A 19,993-nucleotide genomic window follows, 5' to 3' on the forward strand; every position below is an offset into this window, starting at 1 on the left:
ATGGATGTGTGAATTGAAATTTGATGATATTGCTCAGAACACTAAGGATACTTTTGTCGCATCCTTTATGGATGTGTGAATTGAAATAAAAAGCTTATAGTGCTGACCAAGATAATTTTATGTCGCATCCTTTATGGATGTGTGAATTGAAATTTTAACATCTGCCATAATATAGATCTCCTTTTAGTCGCATCCTTTATGGATGTGTGAATTGAAATATTTTCTTTAGAGCACTTGTATGATCTGATAAAAGTCGCATCCTTTATGGATGTGTGAATTGAAATCAGTCAATGCAGATGGAACTACTACAGCTTATGTAGTCGCATCCTTTATGGATGTGTGAATTAAAATAAGCATCGTTTCAGATACTAATGTTAGTTATTCATATTTTTCACAATATATGAAGTTTATAAATAAAGCGTTTACATTTCTAAAAACGATGATATTATGATGTTAGAGAATGATACTACGTTACAGTGGAGATGAAAAAAGTGGAATATTCTGAAGATGATTTTCTGATGATATCTGGAATACAGCATTTTCGTTTTTGTCAACGACAATGGTCGCTAATTCATGTTGAACAGGCGTGGCAAGATAATTTTTTAACATATGATGGACAAATTTTACATACAAAAGCAGATCAGCCTGAAATTCGGGAGAAAAGAAAAAATAAATTAATTGTACGCTCTCTACCAATCCATTCCCGTGAACTGGGGTTGACAGGCATTTGTGACGTTGTTGAATTTGAAGAGGACCCTAATGGTGTAACCGTTTTTGGCAGTGACAAAAAATATATACCTAAACCAGTTGAATATAAGCATGGACACAAAAAATATGATTTGTCTGATGCTTTACAGTTATTAGCGGAAGCAGTTTGTTTGGAAGAAATGCTTGGATGTACGATTCATTCAGGCAGTATTTTTTATCAACAGACTAGACGGCGCGAAGAAATTGAATTTACCGAATCTATGCGTGAACAATTACTTAATACGATAAACAAGATGCATCAATATTGGGAAAAACGATTTACGCCAAAGGTCAAAACTGGACCATGGTGCAAAAGTTGTTCACTAGCTAATATCTGTCTACCAGAATTATTATCTAAACAAACTGTTCATAGTTATCTAAAGCGGAGGTTGAACGATTGAGAAAGTTATTAAATACACTTTTTATAACGTCACCTGATGCTTATTTATCTTTGGATGGCGGTAATATTGAAATTCGTGTGAATAAGCAGGTCTTGGGCAAAGTTCCGCTGCTCAATTTGGAGGGAGTTGTGACGTTTGGGCGTGCAGGAGCTAGTCCTGCTTTAATGAATGAGTGCATGAAAAGTTTAATTCCTATAACTTTCTTGTCTCCCAGTGGTAGCTTGATGGGAAGGGTAATTGGAGTGACCAATGGAAATGTTGTGTTGCGAAAAAAGCAATATCAAGTTTCCGAAGATAATCAAAAAAGTGGTCTGATAGCACGAAACTTTATTATTGGGAAAATATATAACCAACGTTGGATGTTAGAACGAGCTACCAGAGATCATGCGTTGGTCATAAATACACAACAGTTTAAACTAGCATCAAGTCAATTACAAGAGGTTATCCAGCAACTTTTATCTGAGGAGGATATTGATACGATCCGAGGTATTGAAGGAAACGCGGCTACCTTGTATTACGGATTATTTGATCAATTGATTTTACAACAGAAAAAAGAATTTCAGTTTCATGGTCGCAATCGACGGCCACCCTTAGACAAGGTGAATGCATTGCTTTCCTTTGCCTATACATTGTTGGCACATGATGTTTCGGCTGCACTTGAAACAGTTGGCCTAGATTCTTACGTGGGATTCATGCATCAAGATAGACCTGGACGGATGTCTTTAGCCTTGGATTTAATGGAAGAGTTACGTGGCGTATATGCGGACAGATTTGTTATAAGATTAATTAATAAAAAAATTGTAAATGCGAAAGATTTTCAGAAAAAAGAAAATGGTGCTGTCCTACTACATGAGGATGGTAGAAAAAAGTTTATTGAAGAATGGCAACAGCGGAAACAAGACAAGATTGTTCATCCTTATTTAAATGAAAAAATTTCTTGGGGGTTAGTACCCTACACACAAGCAATGTTACTAGCACGTTTTTTGCGTGGAGACTTGGATGAATATCCACCATTTCTTTGGAAGTAGGTGAAATTATGTTAGTTGTAGCAGCGTATGATATTGCAATTACTTCGGATGGTGGAACACGTCGTTTAAACCGGGTGTCAAAAGCTTGTACAAGATATGGACAAAGGGTACAAAATTCAGTTTTTGAATGTTTAATTGATGATTTGGAATTTTTAAAAATGCGTCAAGAATTAACAAATATTATTGATCCAAGTCAAGACAGTCTGCGATTTTATGTTTTAGGAAATCACTATGAGCATAAAGTAATTCATGTTGGCACAAAAAATGTACAAGATCTGAATGGCCCGTTAATTATGTAGTTTTGTTTTAAATCTGAGTATCTACTAGGAAGCAAAAGCCTTATTAATCGACCAGTAAAAAGAAAACGCGTACAATTTAATTTGTGGGGCATTTCATGTCCCAATTAATTTTTAGAAATGAGGGCGAATTATGTCAGTTTTAACAGATACATTTGAATTAGCAAATGGTGTCAAAATCCCTAAAGTGGGCTTTGGAACCTGGCAAACACCAGCAGGGGATGTGGCTTATCAAGCTGTGCTTAATGCCTTGAAGGTGGGTTATCGTCACATTGATACAGCCAAAGCGTATGGCAACGAGGCAGATGTTGGACGTGCCGTGCGTGATTCGGGAATTCCACGTGATCAGATCTTTGTGACATCTAAATTGCCGGCGGAAAGTAAAACTTACGATGAAGCCATGGCTGATTTTGATAGTACATTTACCAAACTAAATATTGACTACGTAGACTTGTACTTAGTACATGCGCCATGGCCATGGGGACAAGCTGGACAAAATTATGATAAAGGTAATACTGAGGTTTGGCGCGCAATGCAAGATATTTATGCTAGCGGTCGTGCCAAGGCCATTGGGGTATCTAACTTTGCTGTTTCGGATCTTGAAAATGTTTTAGCTGATGCTAAAGTAAAACCAATGGTTAACCAAATTCAGTACTATGTCGGTTTTACGGAACCAAAAATTACGAGCTTTTCTAAAGCAAACGGAATTTTGGTTGAAGCTTACTCACCTTTGGCTACAGGTGGTTTGTTACAAAATGATGAAATGGAGACTCTGGCGGAAAAGTATCATGTCAGTGTGGCTCAATTAGCCCTACGTTTCTGTCTCCAAAATGGTGTCTTACCATTACCAAAAGCCGTGGGACAGTCTCATATTGAAGACAATGCAAAACTCGACTTTGAAATTAGTGAAGCTGATATGGCAACCTTGAATCATATGGCAGATGCAGCTCCAGCACATTCACATAATAAGACTCAGGGCTAAATTAAAATAAAATTAAAAAGTTATTGACTTTCTCATTTTGTGGTTGCATAATAACTATAATTTAGAGAGAAGGGGATTCATATGCAAAGCCAAAGTTTCGTTTTAAATCAGATTCAATTGATTAGCGTAATTAAGATGGCTGCCGGTGGATCTTCCTTCTTAATTTGCTAATTCGTTTGAGTTAGACAATTTTGGGATCATCGGTAGGAGTTTATCTTCTACCGATGATTTTTTTATTTCAAGGAGGCTAATAGGATGAAAAATGGGACACACATTGTGACATTGGAGAATGGGTATCATTTATTTACACGAACAGTTGGATCTGGCAAGATTAATTTATTGTGCTTGCATGGTGGACCGGGGGGCACACACGAAGAATTTGAACATTTTGATGAACATCTAGCGGATCTGGGTGTTCGCGTTTCCATGTATGATCAGTTGGGCTCATATTTTTCGGATCAACCAGATTTTTCTGATCCGGCCATTCGTGATAGCTATCTTACATTCGATTATTACATAGATGAAATTGAGGAAGTACGTCAAAAACTCGGCTTAGATCACTTTTATTTATTAGGACACTCATGGGGTGGCTTGATTGCGCAAGAATATGCGTTGAAATATGGACAGCATCTTAAGGGCTTAATTATTATGAGTATGATTGATAATATTGCAGAATATACACCCCATGTGAACCAGTTACGTCAAGAAACACTCACACCATTTCAAGTGTCATACATGGAAGAAATTGAAAAAGCGGAGAAGTTTGAGGATCCGGAATATCAACATTACGTGCATATTTTAGACAGCAATTTTTCGATGCGTAATCCGGAAGCTAGAAAAAAAGTGGCGGGTGGGTATTTAGCTACAGCCGTGTATAACTATTTTCAAGGAAACAATGAATTTGTAATGGTCGGTAAACTAAATGGCTGGGATGTGCGTGATCGGCTACATGAAATTAAAGTCCCGACGCTTTTAACGTTTGGGGATCATGATACGATGCCTTTGGCTGCGGGCAGACGTATGCAGCAGACATTGCCTCATGCTCGATTTGTATTGTCACCTAATAGTGGTCATTCTCATAGTCGAGATAATCCAGCAGCCTTTTTTCATAATTTAAAGACCTATTTGCGAGACGTAGAAGAAGGCACCTTCACAAGTTATTAGGAAACAAGATTGTTTATAGTTAATAAAAAGAGAGACCGCCAAAAACGTGATTGTCTAACTTAAAACACATGAAAAAATCGGAATTGAGGGACATCTTCTTTCAATTCCGATTTTATTTATAATTTGACAGCTAAAATTTTCACCTGATAGGTGGCATTCGGTGCTTGCACAGTCGCCACATCGGCAACCGTCTTACCCATCAATGCTGATCCCAATGGCGAGTCTAGCGAAATCTTGTTTACTTTAATATCAGCTTCTTGTTTGCCCACAATTTGATAAGTGACTTGATCGTGATCATCTGTAAATTCAATAGTGACGTACTTTCCAATTTCAACAATTTGATTATCAGTTGGGGTCACAACTTTTGAATATTGAAGTTGTTTTGTTAAAAAGTGAAGGCGGCTCTCCAGATGCCGTAGATCGCGCTTTGCTGACGTATACTCTGCATTCTCTGATCGGTCACCAAGTGCGCTCGCTTCCGCTAAAGCTTTAATTAGCGCAGGTCGTTTGGCTTTCCAAGCTGCAATTTCATTTTCGATCTGATGATAACCATTTGCAGTAATTTTATTAAAATAAGGTTCTGACATATGCTCCCTCTTTTACGGCTTGATGTTGCCTTTATTTTACACTGTTTACGAAGGAGTTGTCATTTTTAAACTTAAATTTTGATTACCGTGCGAACGCCACTTGGAACGGGTTACTTGGAAATGCGGGATGCCAATAAGTACTTGAGTAATGGCGGCCAGCCGCATTGGCTTTATCGAAGTTCTCAATTGGTGCGGCCAACACATCGATCAAGGTGTCAAACGTCTGATCCGGTTCGGGTTCTGAGGCGTTATTTGAAAATACAGGTGCCGTTTTAAAATTTTTAAGTAGTAATGCTTTCATAAATAATCATTCCTTTTGTTTTTTATATTACTAGTAATGCATTCAATATAACCGTAAAAATCCTTGCTGTCAACTATAAATTACTGGTAATATATAGTGGGAGGGTGAAACTATGAACGAAACGCAATTTAAAGAAATTAATGCATTACTTCATCAAATTGGGAATCGAGAAACCCATAATCAACATGAAAATTGGATGGTAAAACATGCGGCAATTGGCGATGATCCTAAAAAGAGTCGCCTGACACACAACGATTTGGACATTTTAGATGTTTTGTTGATTGGTGAAAAAACGGTGAGTGAAGTTGTAAATGCTATTCAGATTACACAAGGGGGGACGTCAAGACGGATCAATCATCTGGCACGGTTGGCGTTAGTGGAAAAATTCCATCACCCTCAAAATAAACGTACGGTGTATCTAAAGCTAACACCTAAAGGACAGAGATTAGCCAAGGCTTACATGGAGCTACATAAAAAGCTGCGAGAAGAGACGCTCGCAGCTGTGGCAGATTTTTCTGATGCTGAAATTCAAATTGTGAAAAAATTTCTTGAACGGATGATAAAAGCTCAGAAGAACTTTTAAAGTTAGGCTGATTTAAGCATTAGTTGCGACCAGCCAATCGGAATCAATTAACTGATGTAAGGTTTTATTGATTGGTAACCATAGTTTGGCCTTGATAATGTCTTTTAGCGATTGCCAGAAAAGAGGATCGTCTTTTTGCGTTTTAGTGGGATAAACGAAGAGACATTTTCCGGAGACGGTTTTAACTTCAATTTTAGTTTGATAAACGCCCAAAATTTGGACCTCTAAAAAAGATTGATTTTGATTATTTAATAACATACAAACCACTCCTTTGAATTTATATACTAAGTATGCAGGAGATAGATTAAATCGAATTTAAAAAGCTGTGAACGTTTTGTGGCTTTTTTGATAAGGAAAACATAAGATGTTAAGGGAAAACTACAGACTACTAAATGAAATTAAAAAGCAGGCGTAAATCGTTATTATACACGGTTTACGTCTGCTTTTAATGCTTACGCACGACTCGGAATGCTTAAGCGTTGTTTTTCTAAAATATGGCCTTTTGCAGCATGATAAAACTCATTTAACCAAAAGCCTTCTGGTAAATCAAGCTGAGTGTCTAATGCATAAATAGTCAACCAGTAGTCATGGGTTTTGTCTGGTGGTGTCGGACCAACATAGTGACGAGTAGTTAAAGGATCTTTTTGTCCAACTAGAGGTCCAGCTGTACTATTGTTACCTTGAATCATAGTAATACCACCTTTACGGCTGGCATCTTCTGGAATCGTCACCGAGGCAGCAGCAGGGATATTGATGGCTGTCCAGTGAATCCAAGCAAAGCCACAGACAGGCACGGAATCAAAGTCAACCAGGGTAAGCGCAAGTGTTTTCGCTTTTGCAGGAACCTCTTTAATTTCGATAGGGAATGAAACAGCCGGATTACCGTTATAAATTTCGTCTTTAGCGGCATATTTTCCGTATTTGTCTAACAACAAGCCGTTTGATGTGGGCACTGAAACTTTCATATTGAAAAACCTCCTTAAAATGAACTAACTTAACCATACCGCAAATTGAAATGGGTATAAATGGAAATACCTAGCTATTTCGCTTAAAAATTCGTTTCCAAATTTTTTTGTCAGAGTAATCCAAAACGTGTTTGGTATAAAGTCTGGTGGTAAACCAGGTCACAAGCACAATGGTGACCGCCAAAACCACTAAACTAATTACGGCATCCATGGTGGACGCATTGCCAATGGCATAGCGAACGGGCATGATGCTTTGTGAAACAAATGGTACAAAGGAACCTAATTTGATCAAGAAGGTGTTGGAATTCATTGCCACAAAAGAGGCACCATAAGCGACCAAGCCAATTATGGTGAGTGGCGAAACAGCTTGACTGACTTGGTCGGCGCGTGAAACTAAGGCGCCTAAGCCGGCAGCTAAGATGGTGTAAAGTGTGATTCCTAAAATGAAAAATAGGCCTAGTATGATCACAAAGTTTGGCTGAATTTGACTTAAATCTATATCTTTCAAAAACTGTATATTGCCACTCAAGTACTTCATGCCTAGTAGTCCGCAAATTGCCGTGATCACAACCTGTAGCAGAATAAGGGCAAACATCCCCGTAATTTTAGCAAAGAATTGAATCTGAGGAGCTACACTGCTCACCAAAATTTCCATGATACGAGAGCCTTTTTCCGTGGCAACTTCTTGCGCAATTAGACTTGCATAACTAACCATGAAAATATAAATCAGAATGGTGACTACCATTGCCAAAATACTATTAATGTCTTGTTGATTATTTTTTTGCGCTCTTTCTTTTCCATTCGTATAGGAAACAGATTGGGTCTTAAAGCTTGCTGGTGTAAACAATTGTGTAAGTTGTTTGGAAGTAAGCCCAAGCTGAGCAGCGGTTTGCTGCATTTTTAATGAATTTAGCGTGTTCTTCAAACTTGTTGTGTCCAAGCTATTGCCGTTAGTTCGTGATTTATAAACGGCTGACACCTGTTTTCCAGTTAGTGTGATCGTCAAATAACCATCGAGCTTTTCACGTGATAGGGCCTTTTCGGCTTTTTTTGAAGTATCAACGGCACGTTTGACGACGTAGTCTTTGGACTTGTTTTTTACCAAAGCAGTTCTAAATGGTGCGCTGTTACTGATAATAGCAATTTGCGGTGTTTCATTAGTGTGCGTTCGAATTGCCGCAAGCCCAAACATGAAGCCTAGCAGCAAAATGGGCATTAGCAGTAAAACAATGTAAGAGGGACTTTTGATATTTTTTCGAATCACTTGTTTACAAACAACCCAAAATTTATTCATGGGAGACACCTGCTTTCATGCGGAAGATCTCGTCTAGTGTCGGTGGTTGTTGGGAAAATTCACGAATATAACCATCTTTAGTTGCGGCTGCAAAAACAGCTTTACCAACTTCAGGGTTGGCTAGTTTCAACTCAAAGCCATTTTGATATTTTTTGACGCTAAGCACACCGTCAATTGCTAATAGTTCTTCTGCAGTCAGTGGGGACTGAATGAAGATTCGAGTGTCTCCAAAGCTTTCACGGATTTCGTTGGTGACGCCGTTTAAAACAGTTTCTCCCTGGCGAAGCATCAGTAACTTGTCACTAATTTTTTCAACATTACCCATATCATGTGAGGAAAAGATGATTGCTGATCCTTGTGATTTTAAACGTTCGATGCCGTCTTCCAAAAGACTGGCATTAACGGGATCTAGGCTGCTAAACGGTTCATCTAAAATAACCAATTTGGGTTCATGGATCAAAGTGGCGATCAATTGGACCTTTTGTTGATTTCCCTTAGAGAGGTCCTTAATTTTGTCTGTTCGTTTACCCTTAACCGCAAAACGTTGCATCCAATCATCTAATTTCTGCTTGGTAACAGCGGGTTTCTGGCCGCGCAGTTCGGCAAAATAAACGACTTGTTCTTCAACGGTCATTTTGAGGTAAAGCCCGCGTTCCTCCGGCAAAAATCCGACAATGTCTTGATCTTTACGAGTAAATGGATGTCCATTCCAGAATACGGAACCAGCGTCCGGCTTCAGTAGGCCTAAAATCATGCGAAAAGTAGTTGTTTTTCCTGCCCCATTTTGACCAATTAAGCCTAGAATCTCACCATCATTAACGGTAAAACTTTCGTTACTAACGGCCTGCATTTGTCCGAATGATTTATTCAGATTTTTCACTTGTAACATTTTACCAACTCCCAGTGGTTGTATTCGTTTACATGTATTATACAGGATAAGTAACAAAAAAAGAATGATTACCGAATCATGATAAAAAAGAGAATTAAGCAAAGCAACAAGTCTATGAAAGTACTTAACGCAAGGGCGTAATAGGCATACAAAGACTTATTTGTTAAGATTAATGATGCATAATTTAAAGCTACTTAAAATTAAGTGAGCATGGTAAAAGTTTCAAAAATTATATACTGCAATAATCTTCGAGGTTGTTAGGATCTATTATTCGAAAAGTGATTGCGTTATAAAAGAACAGTCACTCTTAGTTTTTTTTACTTCTTCACAAGCGGCAAAAACAGGTTAAACGTATCAGCGTCGTTAACAAAATTAGTACCAACCTCCAAGTTATGATTGCCACGAATTCTGTACGCATCAGATTGACCTAATTTACTATAGGTAGTTTGTAGTTAAAATGACGTTTTCAAATGAGATGAAAAATACTAGTATATCAGGAGTATACTGATAAAATCGGTGGGTTCTGTTTGCTGATGGTCATATTGCAGGATTTTATTAGAAATTTTAAACGTCGCTTGCAACAATTATTGTTACAATATGATAAATGAACTTAAATTGAAACAAAATTTGAAGTTCACGAGAACCTAATTAAGGTAGGTAAAAGTATGCAAATTCAGATAAAAACGTTTCAACAGTTAACGAATACAGAACTCTTTCAAATCTATAAATTGCGCACGCAAGTATTTGTGGTAGAACAAAATTGTGCCTATCAAGAAGTGGATGATGCTGATATAATTTCTCGACACCTGCAGATAAAAAATACAGATGGACAACTTGTGGGTTATTTACGTTTAATTCCGGAATCAGATCGGAAAAGCATCCGTATTGGCCGTGTTGTTGTTAATCCAAATTTTCGAAAACAAGGATTTGGTCGTCAGTTGGTCGCCAGTGGGATTGAAGCAGCTGGACAGGGAAGTCCACAAATCACAACGGTGAAAATTCAGGCGCAAGCTTACTTGCAAGAATTTTATACCTCTTTTGGATTTCAACCAGTAAGTGACGTCTATCTTGATACGGGAATTCCACATATAGATATGGTTTTAAAGCTTTCTAAATAATGCCACCCTTCAATAAAGCTGAGGGTGGTTTTTTTTATTCCAAAAAATAGGCTGAACGAGTGACAAAAAAATTCAAATTGCAGAATATGCAAAACAAGTTGACGTAAATCGAATGATTTTTTGATTCTTGAAAACAGTCTCCTCTTTCGTTAGCAAACCAAATGGGAGAAATTTGTAGTCTTTTTTGAATCGCAATTCAAATTGCATAGAAAAGGCTTACAATTTCAAAGACTGATGGGATACGGTTTGTTCGCAAAAAGCTAAAATAAAATAGTATTTTGTTAAGCATCATTTTTCTAGAAAAGTAAAATACTAACAATAATAATAAACACTATTGAAATTGTTCGGATTATAAGTTAAACTAAAATTGTCAAATACAAAAAAAGGGGAGACAATTTGATGCGAATTTTTAGGCGATTGGTTACAGTTATTGGGGCACTATCACTTGTATTTATTTTAGGAGCTTGTGGCAAGAGTACCAGTAGTTCAAGTAAGTCTTACGAACCTAAGAAGTTGACGGTGCAGTTTGTTCCGTCATCCAATGCCAACACGATTGAGGCTAAGGCTAAGCCTCTGGAAGGGTTGCTGAAAAAGCAACTTGGAATTCCGGTTAAAGTTTCGGTTTCAACTGATTACAACACCATTGTAGAGGCGATGGGATCCAAAAAAGTTGATGTCGGATTCTTACCACCAGATGCATATGTTTTAGCGCACAAACAAAATGGCGCCAAAGTTTTATTACAGGCGGAACGTTATGACTATAAAGAGCCGAATGACCAAGTTACAAATCAGTTGGTTAAGGATTATAAAGCACAAATTGTTGTTCGCAAAAATAGTGGGATCAAGTCGATCAAAGACTTAAAAGGTAAGAAAATTGCCGTTCAAGACACTACTTCATCTGCAGGATGGATTTATCCAGCTGTTGAGCTTTACCGTCACGGCGTTAATATTAATAAAAATAATATTAAAACTGTACAGGTAAAAGGACATGATCAAGGTGTTATGGCCGTTTACAACGGAGATGCTGATGCTGCTTTTGTTTTCCAAGGAGCACGATTACTTGTCCAAAAAGATGCCAAAGACGTTATGAAAAAAGTGGTTCCTATTTACACTACCAAAGGAATTCCGAACGACACCATTACTGTTCGAAAAGATATGAGTAGTAAGTGGGATAAGAAGATTGCTAAAGCCTTCAAAGCCATTGCTAAAACGAAAAAAGGACACGAAATTATTTCTTCCGTTTACTCACATGAAAATTATGTGGATGCCAAAGATAGTAACTTTGACGCTATTCGAGCATACGACAAGACGGCAAAAAAATTAAATCAATAGGCTTCATTGACAGTGTATTTCAAGAAAGGGGACGCCTAGCGCGGTCTCCTTTTCTTGCAACTAGGCCAACATGAAAGGAATTTTAACTATGCAAGAAAAACCACTGATTGAATTTCAACACGTTTCCAAAACTTATGACAATGGCACAATAGGCCTTAATGACATCAATCTTTCCATTCCACAAGGCGAGTTTTTAGTGATTGTGGGATTGTCAGGAGCAGGAAAAAGTACACTCATGCGAACAATTAATCGCATGCATGAAATTTCGTCCGGAGATTTAATTGTTGATGGGGAATCTGTTGTTCATCTTGAAGGCAAAGATTTACGGCGGCTCCGTCGCAGTATTGGGATGATTTTTCAAAACTTTAATTTGGTTAAACGAGCGAGTGTGCAACGTAACGTGTTATCAGGACGTGTGGGCTATTACGGCACTTGGAAGAGCACCTTGGGGTTATTTTCCAAAGCCGATAAACAAAAAGCCATCGAAGCATTGCAACGCGTGGGACTAGGTGAAAAGCTGTATAGTCGTGCTGATGAACTATCTGGAGGGCAGCAACAACGTGTGGCAATTGCTCGGGCTTTTATGCAAGATCCTAAAATTATTTTGGCCGATGAACCGATTGCTTCGTTGGATCCGCTGACGACAGAATCTGTTATGAATGATTTGAAGCGGTTGAACCAGGAATTTCATATTACGGTGATTGTCAATTTACATTCAGTCTCACTAGCAAGACGATTTGCCGATCGCATTATTGGACTGCGTGGTGGGGAACTCGTTTATGATGAGCCGATTGATAAGGTTACCGAAAAAGATCTAGATGCGATTTATCAGCCAGTTAGTCTTGTGAAGGAAAGCGAGGCACAAGCATGAATGTCGTACCCAAACGGACTTTTGCCCAAAAGTATCATTTGAAGACGGTCAGTTGGTTAGTTGTGTTCGTGGTTCTAATTATCGTGACTGCCGATTTGACTGAAGTGGATTTTGGCATGTTTTTTGCGAATTTCGGCCAATTCCTGGCACTTTTGCAACAAATGATGCACCCAGACTGGCAATTTACACACTTAGTCGTTGCTCCGATTTTAGAAACGATTCAAATGGCACTAATAGGGACTACCATTGGGACGCTGGTCGCCATTCCCTTTTCGGTCCTAGCTGCCCGTAATATTGTGAAAAACAAATTTTTCCGCGGACTCATCCGTTTCATTCTTAACTTGGTTCGAACGTTGCCAGACCTGATGTTGGCGGCACTCTTTGTAGCCATTGTGGGGATTGGCCCAGTAGCCGGAGTTTTTACGTTAGCAATTTTCTCGTTCGGAATGATTTCAAAACTATTTTATGAAGCCATTGAAACTATCGATGAGGGACCTTTGGAGGCGTTGGAAGCGGCGGGAGCCAATAAAGTTCAGCTGGTCGTTTTCGCTGTTATTCCACAAGTATTTAACTATTTCGTGAGTTACTTTTTATACACCTTTGAAATCAATGTACGGGCTTCTACTGTCTTAGGATACCTTGGCGCCGGCGGAATTGGGGTTTATCTCCAACGTTCCTTGGACCAATTTGCTTATGGTCAGACCGCAGTCATCATTTTGGGTATTCTAATTGTCGTGTTAGTCATTGATGGGTTAAGCAATACTTTGAGGGAGCGATTACTATGAGCGGACAGATCACGAGTCATACGGGGATGTCAGTCAAACGGTATAAATGGTTGTTTTGGCTAGTCATCGTCGTCATCATTTATATTTGGGGAATTACGGGAGTCCATTTCACCGGGATTAAAGATTCGGCTGGTGAAGTTTCCCAATCAATCATTTCTGGTATCTTCCATCCAGACTGGGCCTATGTCTACGATGGCAGTGGGGAAGATTTGATTAGTCTAATCTTTCAAACACTGGCCATGGCCTTCTTGGGAACGTTTATTTCGGCTATTTTGAGTGTGCCGTTTGCTTTTTGGGCAGCTCGTAACGGAAAAAAACGATGGCATGTCCGCTCTACTTCTGGAAAATTAGTGCTTACGCTCATTCGAACTTTTCCAGAAATTGTACTGGCAATTATGTTTATTAAAGCCGTCGGACCTGGTTCGTTTGCGGGGGTATTAGCCGTCAGCATTCACTCAATTGGGATGCTGGGTAAGCTGTTTAGTGAGTCCATTGAAAACATGGATCTTGGGCCGAGTGAAGCCATTATGAGTAGTGGCGGTAATCGGGCCCAAACGTTAGTCTTTGCAACGTTACCCACTGTTTTACCAGAATTTCTGTCCTACACTTTATACCGGTTTGAAATTGCGGTGCGTTCTGCTTCAATTTTGGGAATGGTTGGTGCTGGTGGGATTGGAACTCCGCTTTTATTTGCGATTCAGACCCGGACCTGGTCACGAGTGGGTATCATTTTATTGGGCATCATCATTACGGTTACCTTGATTGATTATGTCTCAGGAACTTTACGGAAACGGTTGGTGTAAGCATGAAGTTAACCATTTTATCTACAAGTGACGTGCATGGTTATTGGTATCCGACGAATTATAGTCGGCGTGATGATCACGAGGACTATGGGTTTCTAAAGGTTGCCACCAAAATCGATCAGTTGAAAAAACAAACTAAAGTCGATGATTGGGTGATCACTATCGAAAATGGCGATTTTATTCAAGGCTCTCCTTTAACCTACTTTACAGCCAAAAAACAGGCCCAGTGGCGCTTTGTTTACACCCAATTAACTAATGCGGTTGGGTATGATGCAGGAATCTTGGGTAATCACGAATTTAATTATGGCATGACTTATTTACAACAGTGTGAGGCCAATCGAAAGTATCCCATTTTGGCAGCAAATTTGAAACAGCCTACTAACGTTGAAGTCATTGATGCTCCGTACAAAATTTTGCAAAAAAATGGGTTGAAAGTCGGGATTCTAGGCTTGACCACGGCCTACATTCCACATTGGGAACAAAAACAGCATATTGCAGGTTGGCAGTTTGAATCAGCTTTAAAAGCGGCTAAAAAATGGGTTCCGGTATTACGCAAACAAGTAGATATTGTTGTTGTCGCATATCACGGTGGCTTTGAAAATGACTTAGAAACCGGTAAACCTAGTGAACGCATGACTGGTGAAAACGAAGGCTACCAACTCTTAAGTGAAGTGCCTGGGATTGATGCCTTAATTACGGGACATCAACATCGTGAAATTGCGACCATTTGTCAGGGCGTTCCCACAACGCAGCCGGGAGAAAAGGGAAAGTATATTGGCGCCATTGAGTTAAATATAGATGACAAGCATCAGGTTAAAACTCAAAAAGCCCAGCTGATCAGTGTTGCTGATGTGACCCCAACTGAAAAATTCAAAACTTTGACCCGTGATTTACAAGCAAAAGTTGAGGATTGGCTAGATGAACCGATGGGAAAAGTTTCAGGAAATATGAAAATCACGGATCCGATGGCGGCACGCCTACATGGGCATCCATACCTGACCTTTATTAATCAGGTACAAATGGCTGCCACCCAAACTGATCTTTCAGCGACCGCCTTATTCAATGATGAAGTTTTGGGCTACGATGAAACGGTTACGATGCGCAACATTGTGAATAGTTATGTTTATCCGAATACCCTAGTTGTTTCAGAAATTACGGGCGCTGATCTAAAAGCAGCTTTGTTGCGGTGTGCGAGCTTTTTCACACTGGATACGAGTGGACAAGTAACGGTGTCCAAAAAGTTCCAAGAACCTAAACGTCAATATTATAATTATGATATTTATAGTGGTATTAATTACGCGTTTGATTTGCATAAACCGGAAAGTGAACGTCTGATTGCCCTGAGTTATCATGGAAAACCAGTGCGGGATGATCAGAAGCTAGAGATTGCGTTGAATCAGTATCGTGGCATTGGTGGCGGCGATTATCCTATGTTTCAAGCCAATAAAATTGTACGGGAAGTTCAGATTGATATGACGGAATTGATTAGTGACTATTTCGTGACACACCCTGTAGTTCAAACGACGGATGAACAGAATTTTCGAATTAAAAAATAGTCAAAAAAAATCAGGTGAGGCTGGAAAAAATTTCCAGTCTTTTTCTGTCTCTAAACTTTGATCGTTGAAATTAAAATGACTTTTTCACCCCTTTTGTTTTTGGTGGCTAAAAAGCTTTCAAAAGTTGTGATCTGGAATTTCAGGGCTGATTTAAGATTCAGAGTGGTAATTTCTCAAGAGAACGGTAAACTGGAATCAAAAGAAGCAAGGGGATGTTATGAAATGGACGCAAAATTAGTGACTTATGTCGTTGAGAGTTTAATTGAAAAAAACATTTCTATTACAGCAGCGGAAAGCTTGACTGGCGGATTGTTTCAATCCGAAATTACTTCTGTGCCAGGAAGTTCTGGTATTTTCACCGGCGGGTTTGTCACCTATTCAGATGATGTCAAAACACAACTCCTGGGCGTGCCAGCACCACTTATCCAACAATATGGGGTTGTCAGTTATGAAGTTGCGGTAGCCATGGCACAAGGCGCACAAAAAACATTACATGCGGATTTAGCCGTTTCATTCACCGGCGCGGCAGGACCAGCTGGACTGGAAGGAGAGACAGCAGGAACAGCTTGGATTGGTATTAGTTTCCAAGGACAAACAGATGCGTATGAGCTATATCGCCCGGAACTGGCAAGAAATGATTTCCGGGAAGCCTGCTGTGAATTTGCATTTCAAAAAATTAGTGACGAACTTCTTTAAAGGCGTACGAGTTATCGGCAGGCGCCTTGTCAGGAGAAATGGCAGGGTCATTTTTAAAGAATAATTAATGTCTTAAAAAAATATTTTGGTCTGAATGTGGTTCATGCTAAACTAACACATGGTGAGTTATTTTCATGGAATGAAAAAAATTGGCATAAGTTGAAAAAGGGGGGAACATTCTTTGAGAAGACAAGTTTATCCGGTTTACCAGCAATTGTACTTTGGTGCTTTTTTAGCAGCAATTGCGGGTGGCTTGGATGCATACACATACTTAGAGCATGGCGGCGTGTTTGCCGGATTGCAAACAGGTAACTTGATTTTACTGGGTGTGAGTTTAAGCAAAGGACAGTTCGCCAAAGTTGGTTATTACTTAACGGCGTTGATTGCCTTTGGCCTGGGAACCATTTTTATTCGCCATGTGCAACATTATTTTAAACAAAATTATCTAAAACGTGCTTACTTTGTATTAGCCTATGAGTTCGCTTTAATGGTACTGGTAGCTATGATTAGCCACAATGCACCCGATGTGATCACCGTTATTTTGGTGGCCATCACGGCGGCAGCACAGCTACAAGAGTTTCGAAAATTGCAAGATGGACCGTTTACGTCCTTGATGATGACCGGCAATATTCGTACGGCGTCCGAAAATCTGTACACGGGATATGTGCACCACGATGTTGGCGCACAGCAAAAAGCAACTGACACAGGGATCGTGATTGGTAGCTTTGCTGGCGGTGCCCTGCTATCCGGAATTTTTGTGCCGTGGTTAAAAGATGCTGCGATTTTGGTACCGGCGGTCCTAGTTCTGGGCGCGATTTTCTATTTAGCTCAGCATGCCAAACAACGTCCTCAAGCAAAAGATGCTACTGAATCTGAGGAATCAGCTGTGCATTCGCGGACAGAACGACAAGCTCGCCATCAAGACGATAGTGCGTCTGATGACATCGAGGTAACCCACGAGACTCGAGCTGGCAGAAGACATAAATTATAAATAATTACAGTAAATCCCCCTTGATATTGAGTCAGTATCAAAAGGGGGATTTTTTATGGCTTTTTTAGGTAATTAATAAACTGTCTGCCGACTTGAGTAAGCGTGCCCTGGGGAAAAACGAGCTGAAGTTTGTCATAAATGGGAACCTCAAACGAACGACTCACGAAGTTCTTAGACATAAAGGGTTCGGCTGATTTTTCAAAGAGAAAAGTGAGGCGTTGTGAATTCTCAATAATGCCTAATAGCGTTTCGATGTGGGTGGTCGTAAATCGAATATTAGGTGTGAATCCGGCCTGCTGGTATAGTTTGCCGACCTGTTCATAAATCCCAGAACCGGGGCTGAGGGTGACAATATCGACATGATGTAAATCGTTCATACTAAGACTTTTCTTTTTTGCCAAACGGTGCTTGGCAGGCAGAATGATTTTCAATTCATCCTGATCAATGTCGATAAAATTAAATTGTGACTTGTTTAAAAGTTTGGTTTGCACATCACGTAAAATGCCGAGATCAAGTTGTTTAGCTTGAAGTTTTTCAACGAGCTCAATGCCTTCTAATTCTTCAAGTCGGATATTAATTTGCGGATAGTCAAGCATAAACTGACTCATTTTTTTCATTAATCCATATTGAGACATAACCGGGACGCTGCCAATGTGCAGAGTTCCTTTTTTTAATTCCCGGTATTCAGCAAGCTCTGATGTCAGCAAGTCGTATTGCGTTAAGATGGTTTCGGCATAACGAAAAAACACTTCACCGCTCTCAGTAATGACAAGGTGACGTTTGTTTTTAGTTGAGATGAGTTTGGTGGAAAGCTCGGCTTCCATAGCGTGAATCCGTTTAGACAGTGCGGATTGGGTCATAAGTAGTTCTACTGCGGCATCAGAAACATTGCGTGTCTGGTATAGCACCACAAAATTTTTAAAATCTTCGATAGTCATTTGTAAGCCTCACTTCTGTTATTCCATTTGAGAATAATGCTAGTCGAAACGCGATTTGTTCGCAAGAATTTGCACTTATATAATTGAAATTGTTAAAGGTTATTCCTTGAATAAAGAAATATTTTAGAAAAATGTAAATTTGGAGGTTATAGATATGGCAAAAAAAGATGTTTATGATTTGCGTAAGGTGCTTGAAGAACTAAAGCAAGAACCTGGGCAATATCATGAAACCAATGTGGAAGTTGATCCAGACGCTGAATTATCTGGCATTTACCGTTATATTGGTGCTGGTGGAACTGTGCAACGACCAACGCAAGAAGGTCCAGCCATGATGTTTAACAACGTCAAAGGTTTTCCAAACACTCGTGTTTTAATGGGATTGATGGCAAGCCGTAAACGGGTTGGTAAGATGTTTCATCATGATTACCACACCTTAGGCCAATTTTTAAATGATGCCGTTGAAAAACCCGTAAATCCAGTTACCGTTGATGAAGCAGATGCTCCAACTCATGAAGTGGTACATAAGTCTACGGACGCGGATTTCGATATTCGTAAGTTAGTTGCTGCACCCACGAACACACCACGAGATGCGGGCCCATACATTACGGTTGGGGTTGTCTACGGATCAAATCCAGACAAAACTATGAGTGATGTGACCATTCATCGCATGGTTCTTGAAGATAAAGATAAGTTAGGCATTTATATTATGCCTGGTGGCCGTCATATTGGCGCATTTGCTGAAGAATATGAAAAAATGAACAAACCCATGCCAATTACAATTAATATTGGTTTGGATCCGCAATCACCATTGGTGCCACCTTTGAGCCACCGACAACACCATTGGGTTACAACGAATTGGGTGTGGCTGGTGCGATTCGTCAAGAACCAGTTCAATTGGTTCAAGGCTTAACGGTTGATGAAAAAGCTTTGGCACGTGCAGAATACACGCTAGAAGGCTACATCATGCCTAATGAACGTATTCAAGAAGATATCAATACACATACAGGCAAAGCAATGCCAGAATTTCCCGGATATGATGGGGATGCTAATCCAGCACTACAAGTGATCAAGGTGACCGCGGTTACGCATCGTAAGGATCCCATTATGCAAAGCGTAATTGGCCCTTCAGAGGAACATGTCAGCATGGCAGGCATTCCAACTGAAGCAAGTATTTTGTCCTTAACTAATCGGGCAATTCCTGGCAAAGTTTTGAACGTATACAATCCGCCTGCAGGTGGTGGTAAGTTGATGACTATCATGCAGATTCACAAGGAAAACGAGGCGGATGAAGGGATTCAACGTCAGGCAGCATTACTTGCCTTTTCGTCATTTAAGGAACTTAAAACGGTCTTTCTTGTGGACGAAGATGTGGATATCTTTGATATGAATGACGTGGTTTGGACAATCAACACACGTTTCCAGGCTGACCAAGATATTATGGTATTGCCGGGGATGCGTAATCATCCGTTGGATCCATCGGAGCGACCTGAATATGATCCAAAATCGATTCGGACACGTGGTATGTCATCAAAATTAGTGATTGATGGAACAGTGCCATTTGATATGAAGGATCAATTCGAGCGGGCTCAATTTAAAGAAGTAAAAGATTGGAAGAAATATCTCGAATAGGAAATATTTAAGTTTTGAAAAATAATTAATTTTGAAA

21 protein-coding genes, 1 pseudogene and 1 CRISPR repeat array (1 of these 23 cut by a window edge) are annotated in these 19,993 nt (G+C 39.6%); of the genes and pseudogenes, 15 read left to right on the forward strand and 7 right to left on the reverse strand.

The window, feature by feature from the left end:
• A CRISPR array of direct repeats spans positions 1-351; the repeat unit is 32 nt (it extends 4,344 nt beyond the left edge of the window).
• A gap of 140 nt (positions 352-491) precedes the next feature.
• From cas4 to IV80_RS07175, 5 genes are all read left to right on the forward strand, one after another.
• The gene (cas4, locus tag IV80_RS07155; RefSeq protein ID WP_236699586.1) at positions 492-1,148 is read left to right on the forward strand and encodes a CRISPR-associated protein Cas4; all 657 of its coding nucleotides are present in this window, start codon (positions 492-494) and stop codon (positions 1,146-1,148) included.
• The gene (gene cas1c / locus IV80_RS07160) at positions 1,145-2,176 is read left to right on the forward strand and encodes a type I-C CRISPR-associated endonuclease Cas1c (RefSeq protein ID WP_057751549.1); all 1,032 of its coding nucleotides are present in this window, start codon (positions 1,145-1,147) and stop codon (positions 2,174-2,176) included. Before cas4 ends, cas1c begins: the two co-directional genes overlap by 4 nt.
• 8 nt (positions 2,177-2,184) lie before the next feature.
• The gene (gene cas2, locus IV80_RS07165; RefSeq protein ID WP_057751551.1) at positions 2,185-2,475 is read left to right on the forward strand and encodes a CRISPR-associated endonuclease Cas2; all 291 of its coding nucleotides are present in this window, start codon (positions 2,185-2,187) and stop codon (positions 2,473-2,475) included.
• A gap of 130 nt (positions 2,476-2,605) precedes the next feature.
• A complete protein-coding gene (locus IV80_RS07170; protein WP_057751553.1) occupies positions 2,606-3,454 on the forward strand; it encodes an aldo/keto reductase in 849 nt (282 codons plus the stop codon).
• 255 nt (positions 3,455-3,709) lie between these two features.
• Positions 3,710-4,618, forward strand: a complete 909-nt coding sequence (locus tag IV80_RS07175) for a proline iminopeptidase-family hydrolase (RefSeq protein ID WP_057751555.1) — start codon at positions 3,710-3,712, stop codon at positions 4,616-4,618.
• A 116-nt stretch (positions 4,619-4,734) separates the two neighbouring features.
• On the opposite strand, the gene greA is transcribed toward IV80_RS07175, so the two are convergent.
• Positions 4,735-5,205, reverse strand: coding sequence for a transcription elongation factor GreA (gene greA / locus IV80_RS07180; protein ID WP_057751558.1), 471 nt, complete (start codon positions 5,203-5,205; stop codon positions 4,735-4,737).
• Between the two features lie 82 nt (positions 5,206-5,287).
• Positions 5,288-5,506, reverse strand: a complete 219-nt coding sequence (locus tag IV80_RS07185; protein ID WP_057751560.1) for a hypothetical protein — start codon at positions 5,504-5,506, stop codon at positions 5,288-5,290.
• A 112-nt stretch (positions 5,507-5,618) separates the two neighbouring features.
• Here IV80_RS07185 and IV80_RS07190 point away from each other — a divergent pair, with 112 nt between their 5' ends.
• Positions 5,619-6,089: a MarR family winged helix-turn-helix transcriptional regulator gene (locus IV80_RS07190; RefSeq protein ID WP_057751562.1), complete on the forward strand. Its 471-nt coding sequence runs from the start codon at positions 5,619-5,621 to the stop codon at positions 6,087-6,089.
• Between the two features lie 12 nt (positions 6,090-6,101).
• On the opposite strand, the gene IV80_RS07195 is transcribed toward IV80_RS07190, so the two are convergent.
• The 4 genes from IV80_RS07195 to IV80_RS07210 form a co-directional block, all read right to left on the reverse strand.
• The gene (locus IV80_RS07195) at positions 6,102-6,347 is read right to left on the reverse strand and encodes a hypothetical protein (RefSeq protein ID WP_057751564.1); all 246 of its coding nucleotides are present in this window, start codon (positions 6,345-6,347) and stop codon (positions 6,102-6,104) included.
• 194 nt (positions 6,348-6,541) lie between these two features.
• On the reverse strand, positions 6,542-7,054 hold the full coding sequence (locus IV80_RS07200; protein WP_057751567.1) for a YbhB/YbcL family Raf kinase inhibitor-like protein: 513 nt from the start codon (positions 7,052-7,054) through the stop codon (positions 6,542-6,544).
• 70 nt (positions 7,055-7,124) lie between these two features.
• Positions 7,125-8,348 (reverse strand): ABC transporter permease, encoded by a 1,224-nt coding sequence (locus IV80_RS07205; protein ID WP_057751569.1) that lies wholly within the window; start codon positions 8,346-8,348, stop codon positions 7,125-7,127.
• Positions 8,341-9,237 carry an ABC transporter ATP-binding protein gene (locus tag IV80_RS07210; RefSeq protein ID WP_057751571.1) on the reverse strand — a complete coding sequence of 299 codons (897 nt, stop codon included), beginning with the start codon at positions 9,235-9,237 and terminating at the stop codon, positions 8,341-8,343. Before IV80_RS07210 ends, IV80_RS07205 begins: the two co-directional genes overlap by 8 nt.
• A 665-nt stretch (positions 9,238-9,902) precedes the next feature.
• On the opposite strand from IV80_RS07210, the gene IV80_RS07215 reads away from it, so the two are divergent.
• The 8 genes from IV80_RS07215 to IV80_RS07250 all read left to right on the forward strand — a co-directional run bounded on the left by IV80_RS07215 (position 9,903) and on the right by IV80_RS07250 (position 17,389).
• Positions 9,903-10,355 (forward strand): GNAT family N-acetyltransferase, encoded by a 453-nt coding sequence (locus IV80_RS07215; protein ID WP_057751573.1) that lies wholly within the window; start codon positions 9,903-9,905, stop codon positions 10,353-10,355.
• Between the two features lie 399 nt (positions 10,356-10,754).
• Positions 10,755-11,687 carry a phosphate/phosphite/phosphonate ABC transporter substrate-binding protein gene (locus IV80_RS07220; protein ID WP_057751575.1) on the forward strand — a complete coding sequence of 311 codons (933 nt, stop codon included), beginning with the start codon at positions 10,755-10,757 and terminating at the stop codon, positions 11,685-11,687.
• A gap of 88 nt (positions 11,688-11,775) precedes the next feature.
• Positions 11,776-12,558 carry a phosphonate ABC transporter ATP-binding protein gene (phnC, locus tag IV80_RS07225; RefSeq protein WP_057751578.1) on the forward strand — a complete coding sequence of 261 codons (783 nt, stop codon included), beginning with the start codon at positions 11,776-11,778 and terminating at the stop codon, positions 12,556-12,558.
• Positions 12,555-13,343, forward strand: coding sequence for a phosphonate ABC transporter, permease protein PhnE (phnE, locus tag IV80_RS07230; protein ID WP_057751580.1), 789 nt, complete (start codon positions 12,555-12,557; stop codon positions 13,341-13,343). The genes phnC and phnE (IV80_RS07230) overlap by 4 nt, the downstream gene beginning before the upstream one ends.
• Positions 13,344-13,369: 26 nt before the next feature.
• The gene (phnE, locus tag IV80_RS07235) at positions 13,370-14,146 is read left to right on the forward strand and encodes a phosphonate ABC transporter, permease protein PhnE (RefSeq protein ID WP_057751643.1); all 777 of its coding nucleotides are present in this window, start codon (positions 13,370-13,372) and stop codon (positions 14,144-14,146) included.
• 2 nt (positions 14,147-14,148) lie between these two features.
• Positions 14,149-15,702, forward strand: a complete 1,554-nt coding sequence (locus tag IV80_RS07240; RefSeq protein ID WP_057751582.1) for a bifunctional metallophosphatase/5'-nucleotidase — start codon at positions 14,149-14,151, stop codon at positions 15,700-15,702.
• A 222-nt stretch (positions 15,703-15,924) separates the two neighbouring features.
• Entirely contained in the window at positions 15,925-16,398 is a 474-nt protein-coding gene (locus IV80_RS07245; RefSeq protein WP_057751584.1) for a CinA family protein, read from the forward strand.
• A gap of 181 nt (positions 16,399-16,579) precedes the next feature.
• The gene (locus IV80_RS07250; RefSeq protein WP_083490556.1) at positions 16,580-17,389 is read left to right on the forward strand and encodes a YoaK family protein; all 810 of its coding nucleotides are present in this window, start codon (positions 16,580-16,582) and stop codon (positions 17,387-17,389) included.
• A 53-nt stretch (positions 17,390-17,442) separates the two neighbouring features.
• Here IV80_RS07250 and IV80_RS07255 read toward each other — a convergent pair whose 3' ends face one another.
• A complete protein-coding gene (locus IV80_RS07255) occupies positions 17,443-18,327 on the reverse strand; it encodes a LysR family transcriptional regulator (protein WP_057751586.1) in 885 nt (294 codons plus the stop codon).
• A 154-nt stretch (positions 18,328-18,481) separates the two neighbouring features.
• On the opposite strand from IV80_RS07255, the pseudogene IV80_RS07260 reads away from it, so the two are divergent.
• Positions 18,482-19,956, forward strand: a pseudogene (locus tag IV80_RS07260) (UbiD family decarboxylase).
• The last annotated feature ends 37 nt before the right edge of the window (positions 19,957-19,993 follow it).

This window comes from Pediococcus cellicola, assembly GCF_001438655.1.
GTDB lineage: Bacteria > Bacillota > Bacilli > Lactobacillales > Lactobacillaceae > Pediococcus > Pediococcus cellicola.